The organism is Bacillus sp. Medicinal_06, assembly GCF_056711665.1.
Window position 1 is genome coordinate 75,126 of the sequence record NZ_JBWYHD010000002.1, and the last position, 15,599, is coordinate 90,724.

A 15,599-nucleotide genomic window follows, 5' to 3' on the forward strand; every position below is an offset into this window, starting at 1 on the left:
CTGTGAAAAGGCAGCTTTTTTAGTTCTTGGGTATGTCATATCGAATGGTCGATATATGTGACGAAAAAGTTATTTCTGAAAGAACATCGGAGGTGAGCTTACAAATAAAAACTTAGCCAGCTTTTCTGTATGATTAAACCAATTATGTGGTGTAGCAGATTCCATATGAATGCTGTCGCCAGGATGTAGATCATGCTCCTCGTTTTCTAATAGAATGGTGAGTACACCTTCTAATACAAACACGAATTCTTGCCCGTTGTGAGAATACGGATTCCCTTTTTTTTCACCAGGATGAAGTGTCACTAAAATTGGCTCAAAATGTGGATTTGAAACACTTCCAGAAAGGTTCGTGTAAATAAAATGAGAGTAATTTACATGTTCTTCATTTTGCTGCCTGCGGCGTATGATACTTGTATTTGTTTTTTGCTCAGCTGTAAAAAAATAACTTTGGCTGACATGAAGTGCTTCTGATATTTTTTTCAATGATTCTAGTGTAATAGAAGATTTCGAACGCTCTACTTGAGAGATAAAACTGATAGATAGATCTGTTTTTTCAGAGACTTGTTTTAATGTCATTCTTTTTTCTAAGCGTAGCGCTTTAATTTTGTTTCCGATATTTTCGTCCATATGATAATCCCTCGACTAATATATTAGATAGAATTTTTCTTATGAAAAAAGTGTAAAGGAAAGTTTTGAGTTTTGCAAATTGTCATTAAATAAAAATTCAGAAAATTATATTAATATGTTGTAAATCTATTTCCTCTGCATTATAATGACCGTAAGTGTATAGATGATATGAAATTCGTTTTTTTTACGAAATAAATTGAAGTGCCACTTCAATTTATTTCACGTTTAGTTAAATTTAGTGATGGGAGGAAGAAACATGTATCAAACATTTAAAGGGGCATATCCAGTTATTATTACACCGATGAACCAGAATGAAGAGGTTAATTGGGAAGGCTTAAAGAAAAATATTGAGCATTTTATCAGTGAAGGAGTAGCTGGTTTAGTTGTGAATGGAAGTACAGGAGAGTTCGTTAGTTTAACAAAGGAAGAACGTTTCAAAGTTGTGGAAACAGCGGTGGAACAAATTAACGGACGTATTCCGCTTCTTGTTGGAACGGCGGCTGAAACGACAAAAGAAGCGATTGAATATACAAAGCAAGCAGAAAGAGCTGGAGCAAGCGGTGCATTACTCATTAATTCATACTACGCCCATCCGAAAGAAGAAGAGATTTACGAACACTTTAAAGCAGTAGCGGAATCTGTTCAGTTTCCAATCATGATTTATAATAATCCATTTACATCGGGCGTGGATATTAGTACAGAAACGATTCTACGCGTCGGTCGTGATGTAGAAAATATTACGCATGTAAAAGAATCGAGCGGTGATATTCGTAAAGTGCGTGATATTACGAGAAAAGGAAAAGGGGATATTGAAACATTCTGCGGTGCGGATGATTTAGTATTAGAATCCTTTTTAGTTGGGGCAACAGGCTGGATTTCAGTTGCGGGTAATGCGGTGCCAAAACTTGTAACGGAATTATTTGATGCAGTGCAAAATAAGGAACTAGAGCAAGCGTGGGAGTTATACGATAAAATTTTACCGCTCTGTAGCTTTATTGAAGAGTCTGGGAAATATGTTCAAATCATTAAGAGGGTCATGGATTTAAAAGGGCAAGCTGGTGGTCCATCTCGTAAACCACGCCTGCCATTAACAGAGGAAGAAGATCAAAAGTTACAAGGGATTTTAGAAAGTCTATTAACATTGCAAAAATAAAAAGAAGGGAGAGAGGAGTATGCTAACGGCAAATCAAGATTTAAAATCGAAAGTTCAAGCGTTTCTAGATGAAAAAAAGGAACTATTCATCGATGGAAAGTTTGTTCCGGCAGTGAGTGGAAAAACATTTGACGTTTGGAATCCAGCGACAGAGGAAGTGCTTGCTGTCGTAAGTGAGGCAGGAGAAGAAGATGTAAATCTCGCAGTGAAAGCTGCACGCAAAGCGTTTGAAGAAGGAGATTGGTCAAAAATAAGTGTAGCAGAAAGGGCCCATTTCATTTACAAACTTGCAGATTTAATTGATGAAAATAAAGAAGAGTTAGCGCAACTTGAGGCATTAGACAATGGAAAGCCGTATAAACAGGCGCTTGAAGATGATATTGCAGGTACGGTTGATCATTTCCGTTATTATGCAGGATGGGCGACAAAGATTCTTGGGCAAACAATCCCCATTTCACCGGAATATTTGAACTATACACGCCATGAACCGATTGGCGTTGTTGGGCAAATTATTCCGTGGAACTTTCCATTATTAATGGCTGCATGGAAGTTAGGGGCGGCACTTGCGACAGGGTGCACAATTGTTCTAAAGCCAGCAGAGCAAACACCGCTCTCTCTTCTATATACAGCGCAGTTATTTAAAGAAGCTGGATTCCCAGATGGCGTAGTCAATTTCGTTCCAGGATTTGGCGAAGGTGCTGGTGAAGCAATTGTGAATCATCCGGATATCGATAAAGTTGCTTTCACAGGATCAACTGTGATTGGAAAAGGGATTATGCGTAAAGCGGCTGAAACGACAAAGCACGTCACATTAGAGCTTGGCGGGAAATCACCGAACATTATTTTAGAAGATGCCGATCTTTCTAAAGCAATCCCTGGGGCATTCAACGGCATTATGTATAACCATGGGCAAAACTGTAGTGCAGGTTCGCGTGTATTTGTTCATCGTAAGCATTATGAACAAGTTGTTCAAGAATTAGGGGAAATGGCGAATGAAGTGAAGTTAGGGCACGGATTAGACCCTGAAGTAGAAATGGGACCGCTCGTATCGAAGAAGCAACAAGAACGCGTACTGGCTTACATTAAGAGCGGCATAGAAGAAGGTGCAAAACTGGTAGCGGGCGGCGTGAAGGAATTTGAAAAAGGGTATTTTGTAGCGCCAACTGTATTTGCAGATGTAACCGATAATATGAAAATTGCGCAAGAAGAAATCTTTGGACCAGTTGTTTCTATTTTCCCTTTTGATGAGATAGAAGAAGTCATTGAACGAGCAAATCATACACCGTACGGACTAGCAGCTGGCGTATGGACGGAAAATGTAAAAACAGCACATCAAGTTGCAAACCAATTAAAAGCAGGTACAGTGTGGATTAATAGTTATAACTTAGAAAATGCTGCATCGCCATTTGGAGGATATAAACAATCTGGTATTGGCCGTGAAATGGGTTCGTATGCGCTTGATAATTATACAGAAGTGAAGAGTATTTGGGTGAGTTTGGAGTAGTTTGAGAGAAGGATATGGATACCATATCCTTTTTCTATACAAAAATATATGTCTGTTTTTTGTTCAAAAAGGGAGGCTGAATGATGGAGAGGGGAATAAATCCAAAACTAGATGTGCATCCAGCTGACACAACAAAAAAGTTTAGATGGACTGTTGTTTTTTGGCTTTTGGCAGGTGGGATTATTAATTATTTAGATCGCACGAATTTATCAATTGCTACTCCCGAAATTATGAAAGATTTAGATTTCACAAAAACACAGATTGGCCTATTAGGTACGATATTTGCTTGGGTATATGCAACGATACAACTGCCAGCTGGTTGGCTTATTGATAAATACGGAGCAAAAAGAATTTATTTTATTGCTATTATGTTATGGAGTGTAGCCACTGCTTTAACAGGTATTCTCAATAGTTTTTTCATGTTTATTATCGCGCGTATTTTACTCGGGATAGGAGAAGCACCCTGTTGGCCAACGGGAGCAAAAATTACTTCTGAATGGTTTCCGAAGAAGGAAAGGGGACTGGCGACCGGAATTTGGGATTCAGCTTCAAAATGGGGACCAGCTATCTCACCGCCGATTCTTATTTTTTTCATGGTGACATTTGGCTGGCGCGGCCTCTTTTTTGTAACAGGATTAATTGGGATTATTTTCGGTATTATATTTCTTATGTTTTATCACGAACCGAAGAAAAGTCGTAAACTTTCAAAAGAAGAATTAGATTATATTCAATCTGACAGTATAGAAGAATCAGAGGTAAATCAAAAGGGAAAAATTAAATGGGGGAAACTATTTACGTATCGTACGATGTGGGGGCTTATTCTAGGGTATTTTTGTACCATTTGGAGCTGGAATATCTTTCTCGTATTTTTACCATTATACTTGGTCGAATCCTATCATATTTCTTTAACAGAACTAGGAATTTATGCGAGTATTCCTTACTTTGGAGGGGTGTTTGGAAATATATTTGGTGGCTATCTTACTAAAAAAATGGTGGATAAAGGAATGGCTTCACCTATTAATTCAAAACGTATGTTAATTAGCATTAGTGCAGTTTTAACAGCAATCGTCCTCATCATTCTGCCATTTGTACATGATATTGTATCTACAGTTGCACTCATGACGTTAGCTATCTGCTTTATTTCTTCTATTACAGGTGGGGCTTGGGCACTTGCTGGTGATGTAGCTCCTGCATCTTCCGTAGCCTCTGTGAGTTCGATTCAAAGTTTTGGTGGGTACTTTGGTGGAGCATTCTCTCCTGTTGTTGCTGGAATGATTGTTGATACAACGGGTTCTTACGCATTAGCGTTTATCTCTGGTGGAATCATTGCTGGATGCGGGGCGCTTTGTTATTGGTTTATTGTGAGAAGGCCAATTGAGGTTAGGTGAGTTCCTGCTAACAGATGAAAAAAAACTTATCCCTTCTTTAACATATTTTCCGAAAAGAAGTCCCCTTCCTCAAGGAGCGAGAAGGGCGTGGCCCAGCGAGTAGGTGGGGGATGAAGGAGCAATAAAAGAGAAAGTCTGTTTGAAGCCCCCGCTTCAAACAGACTGTAAGGTCGTTAAGTGGTGGGTAGTTCACTCAAATAGAACCCTCCTTTTCTCCATTTTATCATTAAACGAAACTTCGTTTTACATAAATTTGTAATTGTTGAAAACACTAGAAATTAAAAGGGTGAAAGAAGGGTGTTATATGGAGAACAAGAAAACTTATTATATATCAGTAGGAAATGGACAGATTTCGCAAGTGAAAACGGCAGATACATATAGCTTTGAAATTCAGGCAAATGATGAGGAAATTATTCAGCTTCGGGAGTATTTCGATCAAGCATACCGCGAGGACTTGGGCTCTTTTGTACGTTCTCACGTTCCATATGTTGAGTATCATCATGACTCAAATAATGATCGATATGATGCTGAGCTGCAGAAAGCATATCAGATGATTTATGATTTAGGCAATCATGAAACGAAAGAATTAGTCGCGCAAATGGGAATAATCAATGGATTATAGTTGGATAACATTATGCATATGAATGCGAATTGTGCTACAATTTGTGGTAGGAAAAACTTGTAACCATCTATAGGGGAGTAATGGCATGTACAAATTTAAAGATTATTACCACAACACTGTACAATTATCGTTTGAACGTTACCCATTTTCTCCTGAGCCAAAGCATGTTTGGGTTGTATGCCGGTACGGGGATCAATGGTTATTAACGCATCATTTACGTCGCGGTCTTGAATTTCCAGGTGGTAAAGTAGAAATTGGGGAGACACCGGAAGAAGCGGCAGTCAGGGAAGTTCATGAAGAAACCGGCGGCATTGTTTCTGAATTAACTTACTTAGGACAATATAAAGTATCTGGAAAAGACAAAATAATCATTAAAAACATTTATTTCGCAACAATTAGTGCAGTAGAACAACATACGCACTACGAAGAGACAAAAGGGTCTGTTCTATTAAAAAACATTCCTGATAATATTAAAACTGATAGAAAATTTAGCTTTATTATGCGCGATGATGTACTAGCGCGTACGATGAAACATATAGAAGAACTCGGCTGTTTTACGAAGTAAAGGAGCCGAGTTCTTTTTTGTTATTAAAATTATACTTATTTCGGTATATATTCCAGTGAAGTATTTGTAATATAATGCTACCAATGTATATTCGTGGAAAGGATTGTATGAAGTGTTAAATGAGATAGAAACAAAAAACTCAAAAAGGAATATTCATCTTTTTAATTGCATTTAGAATATTGATATTATAGCATTATAATTAAATTGAATTGTGGAAATTAGTTGTATAGTAATACCTAATTATGGTAGATTTTGAGGACTTGACTTATGGCAATCTCTAAACTAAAAGGCCCTATGTAGTCATATCGCACTACATAGGGTCTTAAAATGTTTGAGGGCTGCTTTTTTTATTTACTATTTTTATAGAATAAAAATGTTGAGTCTTTTATTATCTTACTAGAATTAGATTTTTTATTTTTAAATCAATCAAGTAAGGAAAGGTGAACTGCACATGTTGAAAAAGACTGTAGTAGCTGTTTTAACATTAGGCTATGTGTTTAGCCCGATGCAAACTTTGGCAGAAACAGAAAATGAACAGCTACCTTCGGAACAAACAACTAGCACTGAGCAACGAGAACAATCTAAACAGCAAGAACCAAAGGAAGTGCAGACAAGCATAACAAGAAAGTCTGAAGATGAAGGTACAGCGAGTGTAAAAAGTGAACAATCACTAGATACTAGTGAAATAAAAACGAATGAGACGAATGTAAAAAGTGAACAATCGCTAGATGCTGGCGAAATAAAAACGAATGAGACGAATGTAAAAAGTGAACAATCGCTAGATGCTAGCGAAATAAAAATGAATGAGACGAATGTAAAAAATGAACAACCACTAGTTACTAGTGAAATAAACCAGGTGAATGTTAAAACAGTACAAGAAGCACCTAAAACACAAAGAGGTTGGGTAAATATAGATAATAAGTGGTATTATATTCAGCCAGATGGTACAAGGAAAACAGGGTGGCTGCAAGAAGGAACAACATGGTATTATTTGCAAAAAGATGGAGTAATGAAAACAGGTTGGTTGCAAGAAGGAACAACGTGGTATTACCTGCAAAGTAGCGGAGCAATGAAAACAGGTTGGCTACAAGAAGGGACAACGTGGTATTACCTGCAAAGTAGCGGAGCAATGAAAACAGGCTGGCTACAAGAAGGAACAACGTGGTATTACCTGCAAAGTAGCGGAGCAATGAAAACAGGCTGGCTGCAGCTTGGAGATAGAAAATATTATTTCGAAAGTAATGGAGCGATGAGAACAGATTGGCTGCAGCTTGGAGATAAAAAATATTACTTCGAAAGCGATGGAGCAATGAAAACAGGCTGGCTGCAGCTCGGGGATAAAAAATATTATTTAGAAGGCGATGGAGCAGCGAAAATAGGCTGGCTACAGCTCGGGGATAAAAAATATTACTTCGAAAGTAATGGAGCAATGAAAACAGGCTGGCTGCAGCTTGGGGATAAAAAATATTACTTCGAAAGCGATGGAGCAATGAAAACAGGCTGGCTGCAGCTTGGGGACAAAAAGTATTATTTAGAAAGCGATGGAGCAGCGAAAACAGGCTGGCTACAGAAAGGAACAACTTGGTACTACTTCGAAAGCGATGGTGAGATGAAAATAGGCTGGTTGCAAGAAGGAGCTGCTTGGTACTATCTAGGAAGTAACGGAGTAATGAAAACAGGGTGGTTGCAGGAAGGCGCAACATGGTATTACCTGCAAGGCAATGGAGCAATGAAAACAGGTTGGCTACAGGAAGGAACAACTTGGTACTATCTGCAAGGCAATGGAGCAATGAAAACAGGTTGGCTACAGGAAGGAACAACTTGGTACTATCTGCAAGGCAATGGAGCGATGAAAACAGGTTGGCTACAGGAAGACGCAACATGGTATTACCTGCAAGGCAATGGGGCAATGAAAATCGGATGGTTAGAAGAGAATGGTAAGGTATACTATTTTGACACAAATGGTGTTTGGATAGAAAACCCAGTCATATTTGGTAAAACAATTATAGTGGATCCAGGTCATGGGGGATATGATTCAGGGACATTATATGAAAGTATATATGAAAAAACGATTGCCCTGCAAGTAGGATTGAAGTTAAAGAGTTTACTAGCTCAAAGTGGTGCAAATGTTGTGATGACGCGAGCAACAGATATTTTTATTCCATTAGAAGATCGTGTTCATATTTCAAATGAAAACAAAGCAGATATTTTTGTTAGTGTACATGTAAACTCAGCTGATACGACTGTGGCAGAAGGAATTGAAACATTATATAATTCGGAACACCCAAAAAGTAAAGAAGTACTTAATTTAGCAAATGCTGTACAGAATGCTTTAATTAAAAATACAGGTGCCAAAGATAGACGCATAAAAGATCGACCAGATCTTCGTGTGTTAAAGGCTGATAATAGTGCACCGCCTATATTGGTAGAAACAGGATTTTTATCAAATGTGAATGAAAGAGTAAAATTGACTTCTGACAAATATCAAAATATATTGGCACAATCAGTGTTTGAGGGAACTTTACAATATTTTTCTAATTAGAGGTAGCGTAACATCACGATTAAGTTAGGAAAAAGAAATACACTATTAAAATAAAAAAACGTCATTTTTTCTCTAGGATTAGGAAAGGATGGCGTTTTTATTATAACTTTAGCTTTGTACTAACATGAAAAGTGAATTTTTAAGGTTGATGACCTATTTATCCCGCACTAACGGGCAGTAATACTCCCACCTTAAAATTCGGTGAAAGCAAAGAAGTTAGGTGGGAGATAAACTGCCCGTAAAAGCCCGATTGGTGAGGGCTAATAATCAGTGGGCGATGAAGAAAACTCCCACTGATTAAAGTTTCACTTTATAGAAAAAAAAGTACTTCAAGCAAATCTCTAGCCACACGAGAATGCTCAAACCCCTCCCAAAATGAATCCCTCTTCCAAATAGCGGTAATGCCGGCATTTTCAGCTCCAATTACATCATTTTCAGGATGATCTCCAACATAGATACATTCCTTCGCTGTTACATTTAATTGTTGAAGGGCACGTTCAAAGATAGCTGGATGAGGTTTCTTAATGCCTTCTGCTTCCGAAATAAGAATTGTATTTGTATAAGTATGTAGCTGTAAGGCACAAAGATTGTTCATCTGGAATTCGGTAAAGCCATTTGTGATAATTCCGATTGCGATATTTTGATTTTGCAGTTGTTGTAGCAATTCATGCATATTTGGAAAAGGAATGCAGTGATTTTTGAATTCTGTTATGTAGTCATGCAGGAGTTGATCGGCTGTTAGAGTTGTAATGTTATATTCGTTGAGCAAAGTAGTATATACTTTATCCTTCCAAGTGTAGCCGTTATTATCAAGCTGAATGAAACGAGTGCAATACTCGTTTTTTTCTATCTCAGTAAAATGCCCTGTGTAACGTTCATATTGATCGCTAATCAAACTCTCCAAAGATTGACGTCGATCTAACAATGTTCCATCTAAATCAAATAATGCAGCGCGTATCATCATACATTCCCCCTCAAAAAGTAAAAAACTCCCTAAAAATAATTATCGCATATTTGTCAGAAAATGATTACCCGCTATTTGCGGGCAGTAATACTCCCACCTTAAATTTTAAGTGAAAGCAAGGGAGTTAGGTGGGAGATAAACTACCCGTAAAAGCCTGATTGGTGAGGGCTAATAATCAGTGGGGGATGAAAAAATTCCCCCACTGATTAAAGTTTCACTGTATCATATCTTTGTAGAATGGAATAATGGAGGTTTATATGAGGAAGGTTTGTGGAAAGCTATTATGTTTTATCTTAGCAATTGGTGTTACAGCAGGGTGCAGTAAAGAGGTAAGAGTTGCGGAAACGAAAGATATATGCAAAACCGAAGATGAATGTACGAAGCTTGGAGATGCTATGGTTCAAAAAGTATATAAAAAAATGGACAGTCTGTCTCAGCTGGAAGAACCAGAGGAAGATGTAAAAGGCTTGGAAGAAAATACAGAAGAGAACGCTGGAAAGAAAGACAACATGAAAGAAGCAGAACAGAAGAAAGATGATGATGAAAACTATTTCTTTTTAGCATCTTACTATATTAATGAGGAAGAAATCGTAGATCCTTATTTTGAAAAACTAGATAAGAAGCGTTTACAGAAAGTGTTTGCGGATGATATAGAAGCGAAGGAAGAAATAATTGAGCAGCATGAAGATAGAGATTATCATGAAACGCTGTGGGGAATTTATCGTACGTTAATTCCGTCTAAGTATCGAGAGAATATAAAAGAATTTGATATTGTGACAGATGGATACGATGGAATTGTTGCTCATGTAACTCCTAGTATGGAGAATCCGAAAGATTGGGTGTTAAGTTTAGATACGCTTGATTCAGGTGTGAATATAGATGAAGTAATGAAGACATTAATACATGAGACTGCTCATGTATTAACGCTTAGTGATAAACAAATTCCAGTAGATGAAAAGTATGTAAAGGCATTTGAAGCGGAGAAAGATGTTTCTTCCTATCAAAATAAGTGTAAAAATCTTTTCTTGCAAGAAGGGTGCGCGAAAGCAGATTCGTATATTAACAAATTCTATGATTCTTTCTGGAAGCCAATTGAAAGTGAATGGAAAGAAAAGCAAATTGAAACAGATGAAGAGGCGCAAATACAATTTTTTGAAGAAAAGCATGATCAATTCGTTTCTGAGTATGGAACAACAAATATAGCAGAGGATATTGCTGATACATTTACAGCATTCATCTTACAAGATTCAAAGAAAGTGAAGGAGGGACAAGAACTGAAATATAAAAAGATAGCATTCTTCTATCAATATCCGGAGCTTGTCAAAATGAGAGCTGAAGTATTATCTGGATTATATGAGGTTTCACAACAATTAAAAGAATAAAAGTAGCAAAAGCAACCCAAATATAATTAGGTTGCTTTTTTTACGTAGAAGAAGGAACTAGAAATTTCAAATAGAATAGAGTATAAAAGATTAATTGTCACAAAATTGACACAATTAGAATATACATAGTAAAGATGTAATGAATTTATTCTCAAGGAGGTAGAAATCGTATGAAAACCATTCTTGCTATTGCTGGTCTTATTTGGGTCATGTCGCATGGGCTTCCGATTTTCGAGGGAGAGCAAATTCGTACAGCGTTAAATAAACAATTTAATGAGTATCATGTTATAGATCGACAAGATAATATTGTAAAGGTACGTGTGAAAGATTGTTTTCATACGGTCACGATTCAAGGAAGCACTGTAGTTAACGATACAAAAGTATGTGATCAACAATAAATATATGAATTCAATTTACAATAAAAAAGAAGCTGACTCCATCATGATTATTTGGAGTCAGCTTCTTTTTCTTTTCCCTACAAGTAATTTTTCAAATCCTTCAACAAATACATACATCAGAGTAGCTAGGACACATGTCAGTAAGACACTCAGCAGTACAAGTGTAAAATTAAACACTTGGAATCCATAGCTAATTAAATAACCGAGCCCTTGTTTGGAAACGAGAAGTTCTCCGAAAATAACACCAACCCATGATAATCCAACGTTTACTTTTAAAGTTGAAATGATAGCTGGAAAGGAAGAAGGTAAAATAACTTGTTGATAGGTTTGCCATTTATTAGCCCCAAACGTATCCATTACTTTTACATAATTCGAGTCCACTTCTTGAAATGCACTGTAAATAACAAGAATGGTGATGATGATGGAAATAATGACGCCCATTGCGATTGAAGAGGAGATATTTGGGCCGAAAATAACGATAATAATTGGACCAAGTGCTACTTTCGGCATCGCATTTAACACAACAAGGTATGGATCTAATACACGAGCGATAAGAGGTATCCACCAAAGGATGGTTGCGATAATTGTCCCGAGCACTGTCCCGAGAATAAATCCAATACTTGTTTCTAATAATGTCGTCCATATGTGAATCCAAAGTGATCCATCTCCCCATTTGCTTAAAAATAGTTCCCAAATGCTTGAAGGAGAGCTGAAGAGTAAAGGATCAATCCACTCTTGTTTACTAGAAATTTCCCATAATACAAAGAAGAGAATAAGAAGTAATAATTGTAAAGAGGCAACTATCCAAGTGCGCTGGCGCTCTTTTTTTCGAAACTGTTCATGTAGTTGTTTTATTTTATCCAAGGTTCTCAAGCTCCTTCCATATGGCTTGAAAAAGAGCTGGAAACTCAGGGTGGTGTCTTGCCTCTAATGGTGGTAGAGAGCGAATGCTTTCTGGTACGATAAATATTTTGGCAATTTTGCCAGGGTTTGATCGAAGTAAGTAAATACGATCACTCATTGCGATAGCCTCTTCGATGTCATGGGTGACGAGAAGGGAAGTTTTCTTATACTTGTGTAATAAAGTAAATACGAGATTCTCTAATTTTAATTTCGTTTGATAATCAAGGGCTGAAAATGGTTCGTCAAGCAAAAGAATTTTCGGATTTGTCGCAAGTGTACGAACGAGTGCCGCCCGTTGGCGCATACCACCGGATAATTCTGAAGGATATTGTTTTTCTATGCCTTGCAGGCCTACTTGCTTTAAAAGTTGCAATGTATGTTCTTTCGTTTCTTGTCCGTATGTTTTTGTAATATGCAATCCAAGCATAATATTTTCTTCAATTGTTTTCCAAGGAAACAAATAATCTTGTTGAAGCATATACCCCATTGAATCTGTGGGTTTTATTACTGGTTTATTATCCACAAAGACCCTACCTTCAATTGGCTCTAGTAGTCCTGCGATAATAGAAAGGAGCGTTGTTTTACCACAGCCACTTGGACCGAGAAAGGATATGAATTCTCCTTCGTCTACCTGTAAGTTAATATCTTCAAGGATGAGCCGGGCACTTTTCTTTGAAAAAAAACATTGAGAAACGTGAGATATTTGTAAGAAACCCATTGTATTCGCCTCTATTTCTTAATAACACTTTCGGCAATTTTTGTATTAACGAGCGCCTCATGTGGAATTTCTTTTTGTAGTTCACCAGCTTCTTTCATAATTGTTTGTAGTTGTTTCCATTCTTCCGTATCTAATAATGGGTTTGTGGCATACGAATGTTGCTTTTTATAGCGTTCGATTACTTTTACCGTAATATCTTTTGAAGTATCTTTAAAAAGTGGTGTAACAGTCTCGGCAATTTCTTCTGGACTATGTGTATCTACCCATTGCTGTGCTTTATATAATGCGCGCGTAAATTTTTCGGCTGCTGCTTTGTCTTTCTTTAAAAAGCTTTCTTTTGCCATAAATGTTGTGTAAGGAACGGTTCCAGATTCAGAACCAAAGGAAGCGACGATATAACCCTTTCCTTCCTTTTCAAAAATGCTTGCGGTTGGTTCAAACAGCTGGACAAATTCTCCTGTACCGGATGCGAAGGCATTAGCGATATTCGCAAACTCAACATTTTGAATTAAATTTGTATCTTTGTGCGGATCAATACCATTTTTCTTCAAAACGTATTCTCCAACCATTTGCGGCATACCGCCTTTACGTTGCCCGAGGAAAGTAACGCCCTTCACATCGTTCCAATTAAAGGAGTCTAACTTTTTACGTGAAACTAAAAATGTACCATCCGTTTGTGTGAGTTGTGCAAAGTTAATAATCGGATCTTTTGCTCCTTGTTGGTGAACATAAATGGATGTTTCAGAACCGACAAGTGCAATGTCAATTCCACCAGATAACAGCGCAGTCATCGTTTTATCGCCACCAGCTGTCGTTTGTAAATCAATATCTAACCCTTCATCTTTAAAAAATCCCTTTTCAATTCCAACATAGAGCGGGGCATAGAAGAGGGAATGGGTAACTTCACCGATGCGAATCTTTTGCGTCTGCTTCTTCGTATTGTCTTTTTTACTACACGCCACAAATGTAAAAACAGTGAGTACAAGTATACAAAAAACAGCTATAAATTTTTTCAATAGGTGCCACCTCCTAGAAATGAATCTATTTCCATAATATGTAGAGAAGTGCCTAGATGTGAGTGGACATAGGAGGAATTTTTTGGATGATAAAGAAGTACAAATATAAGGGGTGATAAAAATGAAGTATGAATATGATGATAGCCTGCATTTACATCTTGATTATTTTGGAGAAGAATATGATGTGGAATCGATTGCTTATAAAAGAAAATATGAAGATGTGTGGGATGTATTTTTTAACTTTGCTTTTTATGGGATCCAGCAAGTTGAATTAAAGGAAGACGCATACATGGATGCGTACTCAGGATATCATGTTTTTTCTGTACAGGCCCATGATTTAAGCTGGGAATTTGGAAGTGCCAAGTTTGAAGAATGGATTTTAGAGCATCGGATATTAGAGAAGGTAGTACAAAAATAAGGTGAGTGACTTTCTCGTTTTGTTACTTATATTTATAGCAGGTTGTATGATATTACAGTTACTTTCTTATCGCTTTGCCAAAAAGAATATCCATAAATATAAGGAAGTAAAACTTATGCATATGTGGCTAGATATGCATGTAAAGAAAGGGCCGAAATTAGATTTTGGTGATTATACATTTATACTAATTGTATGTATCATATGGAAAATTTGGTTGTTTCCTCTCATAAGGTAAAATCTATAAAATCATCCAAACTACTTCTAATCGTATTAGTAGTAAATATTCTATCATTTTCCCCCTTAACAGAAGAACTACATGATGCATGTGAGTAGCTTGTTCATGTTCACTTCAATTTTCAAAAAGACATACGTTTGTAACATAGAAATGCTACAACTTTATGTAAAGCGTATCTTTTGATGAAGATGAATTTAGAGGTGAACATATGAAAACGAACTTAGAACACGCCAAAACAAATAGAATGAACTCGAACGAGGAAGTACCTCCTTTAGAACAAGAGAAAGAAGGTACTTCCTTATTGTGGTTGAGACGAATAGGTATGATTTCCCTCATACTATTCATTCTTCCGATAACAATTTACGTATATGCTTTTCATTTCGAAACAAAGGCATTGTCAGTTACATGGAATGATATTGACAATCCAAATATCCCGAACGGTTTTCATGGTGTGAAGATCGTCCAGTTCTCAGACACACATTTTGGACCAAATTTTCCTCATAAACAACAACAAATGTTAGTGGATAAAATTAATCAATTGAATCCTGATATTGTAGCATTTACAGGAGATTTAATTGATAAATTTGGAGAATATGCTGCAGAAAGAAAGTACTCACAAACTATTTTGGCACAAATTCATGCTCCCCTTGGAAAATATGCTGTGTTTGGTAATCATGACCGAGGAGGTGGAGGTAGTTACTTATATAAAGAGTATATGGAGAAAGCTGGCTTTACAGTTTTGAATAATGAAACGAAAAAAATTAAAGCTGCGAATGGTGAGTCTATTACTATTTCTGGTCTCGATGATTTTTTACTTGGAAAACCTAAAATTCATCCAACCTTGAAGGATCTTAGAGTAGAGGATTTTAACTTGCTACTAGTGCATGAACCTGATGCTGTCGATCAAATATTGGAATATCCAGTAGATCTTCAAATATCCGGCCATAGTCATGGTGGACAAGTCCAGATTCCATTCATAGGTCCTATTATTACTACTTCACTAGCAAATAAATATGTAGAAGGGCTTTATTCATTAGAAGGAAAGCGTAAACCATTACAGTTGTATGTGAATCGTGGTATGGGGACTACTAGAATGCCGGTCCGGTTTTTAAGTAAGCCTGAGCTTTCTGTTTTTGTATTACAGAGAACAGGGAGAATTTGAGT

Annotated in this window: 16 protein-coding genes; 11 read left to right on the plus strand and 5 right to left on the minus strand. The window is 37.0% G+C overall.

From position 1 onward, the window contains the following. Nucleotides 1-69 precede the first annotated feature (69 nt). Nucleotides 70-627 (minus strand): helix-turn-helix domain-containing protein, encoded by a 558-nt coding sequence (locus AC1M36_RS04035; RefSeq protein WP_336450550.1) that lies wholly within the window; start codon nt 625-627, stop codon nt 70-72. Between the two features lie 256 nt (nt 628-883). Here AC1M36_RS04035 and dapA point away from each other — a divergent pair, with 256 nt between their 5' ends. The 6 genes from dapA (at nt 884) to AC1M36_RS04065 (ending at nt 8,401) form a co-directional block, all read left to right on the plus strand. Then, complete coding sequence (gene dapA, locus AC1M36_RS04040; RefSeq protein ID WP_336450549.1) at nt 884-1,780, plus strand: 4-hydroxy-tetrahydrodipicolinate synthase; 897 nt, start codon at nt 884-886, stop codon at nt 1,778-1,780. Between the two features lie 19 nt (nt 1,781-1,799). Continuing rightward, complete coding sequence (locus tag AC1M36_RS04045) at nt 1,800-3,284, plus strand: aldehyde dehydrogenase family protein (protein ID WP_479845612.1); 1,485 nt, start codon at nt 1,800-1,802, stop codon at nt 3,282-3,284. 80 nt (nt 3,285-3,364) lie between these two features. Further along, the gene (locus AC1M36_RS04050; RefSeq protein WP_479845613.1) at nt 3,365-4,672 is read left to right on the plus strand and encodes an MFS transporter; all 1,308 of its coding nucleotides are present in this window, start codon (nt 3,365-3,367) and stop codon (nt 4,670-4,672) included. A 304-nt stretch (nt 4,673-4,976) separates the two neighbouring features. Next, nucleotides 4,977-5,294, plus strand: a complete 318-nt coding sequence (locus AC1M36_RS04055) for an HAD family hydrolase (protein WP_174100110.1) — start codon at nt 4,977-4,979, stop codon at nt 5,292-5,294. An 85-nt stretch (nt 5,295-5,379) separates the two neighbouring features. Next, nucleotides 5,380-5,859 carry an antimutator 8-oxo-(dGTP/GTP)ase gene (mutTA, locus tag AC1M36_RS04060; RefSeq protein WP_336450546.1) on the plus strand — a complete coding sequence of 160 codons (480 nt, stop codon included), beginning with the start codon at nt 5,380-5,382 and terminating at the stop codon, nt 5,857-5,859. A gap of 451 nt (nt 5,860-6,310) precedes the next feature. Continuing rightward, on the plus strand, nt 6,311-8,401 hold the full coding sequence (locus AC1M36_RS04065; protein ID WP_336450545.1) for an N-acetylmuramoyl-L-alanine amidase: 2,091 nt from the start codon (nt 6,311-6,313) through the stop codon (nt 8,399-8,401). Nucleotides 8,402-8,711: 310 nt separating this feature from the next. Here the strand turns inward: AC1M36_RS04065 and AC1M36_RS04070 are convergent, their stop codons facing one another. After that, nucleotides 8,712-9,362 (minus strand): HAD family hydrolase, encoded by a 651-nt coding sequence (locus tag AC1M36_RS04070; protein ID WP_336450636.1) that lies wholly within the window; start codon nt 9,360-9,362, stop codon nt 8,712-8,714. 260 nt (nt 9,363-9,622) lie between these two features. On the opposite strand from AC1M36_RS04070, the gene AC1M36_RS04075 reads away from it, so the two are divergent. Both AC1M36_RS04075 and AC1M36_RS04080 read left to right on the plus strand, forming a co-directional pair. Then, nucleotides 9,623-10,747 carry a recombinase family protein gene (locus tag AC1M36_RS04075; protein WP_336450544.1) on the plus strand — a complete coding sequence of 375 codons (1,125 nt, stop codon included), beginning with the start codon at nt 9,623-9,625 and terminating at the stop codon, nt 10,745-10,747. Nucleotides 10,748-10,917: 170 nt separating this feature from the next. Then, nucleotides 10,918-11,145, plus strand: a complete 228-nt coding sequence (locus AC1M36_RS04080) for a hypothetical protein (protein ID WP_336450543.1) — start codon at nt 10,918-10,920, stop codon at nt 11,143-11,145. A gap of 57 nt (nt 11,146-11,202) precedes the next feature. Here the strand turns inward: AC1M36_RS04080 and AC1M36_RS04085 are convergent, their stop codons facing one another. The 3 genes from AC1M36_RS04085 to AC1M36_RS04095 are packed head-to-tail and all read right to left on the minus strand — an operon-like array spanning nt 11,203 to nt 13,728. Beyond that, nucleotides 11,203-12,009: an ABC transporter permease gene (locus AC1M36_RS04085; RefSeq protein WP_336450542.1), complete on the minus strand. Its 807-nt coding sequence runs from the start codon at nt 12,007-12,009 to the stop codon at nt 11,203-11,205. Then, nucleotides 12,002-12,766: an ABC transporter ATP-binding protein gene (locus AC1M36_RS04090; RefSeq protein ID WP_336450541.1), complete on the minus strand. Its 765-nt coding sequence runs from the start codon at nt 12,764-12,766 to the stop codon at nt 12,002-12,004. The genes AC1M36_RS04085 and AC1M36_RS04090 overlap by 8 nt, the downstream gene beginning before the upstream one ends. 11 nt (nt 12,767-12,777) lie before the next feature. Then, a complete protein-coding gene (locus tag AC1M36_RS04095) occupies nt 12,778-13,728 on the minus strand; it encodes an ABC transporter substrate-binding protein (protein WP_420792325.1) in 951 nt (316 codons plus the stop codon). Nucleotides 13,729-13,903: 175 nt separating this feature from the next. Here AC1M36_RS04095 and AC1M36_RS04100 point away from each other — a divergent pair, with 175 nt between their 5' ends. The 3 genes from AC1M36_RS04100 (at nt 13,904) to AC1M36_RS04110 (ending at nt 15,597) form a co-directional block, all read left to right on the plus strand. Beyond that, nucleotides 13,904-14,200 (plus strand): DUF3986 family protein, encoded by a 297-nt coding sequence (locus tag AC1M36_RS04100; RefSeq protein ID WP_336450539.1) that lies wholly within the window; start codon nt 13,904-13,906, stop codon nt 14,198-14,200. A gap of 1 nt (nt 14,201) precedes the next feature. Further along, on the plus strand, nt 14,202-14,435 hold the full coding sequence (locus tag AC1M36_RS04105; protein ID WP_336450538.1) for a hypothetical protein: 234 nt from the start codon (nt 14,202-14,204) through the stop codon (nt 14,433-14,435). A gap of 322 nt (nt 14,436-14,757) precedes the next feature. After that, nucleotides 14,758-15,597 (plus strand): metallophosphoesterase, encoded by an 840-nt coding sequence (locus AC1M36_RS04110; RefSeq protein WP_479845675.1) that lies wholly within the window; start codon nt 14,758-14,760, stop codon nt 15,595-15,597. Nucleotides 15,598-15,599 lie beyond the last annotated feature (2 nt).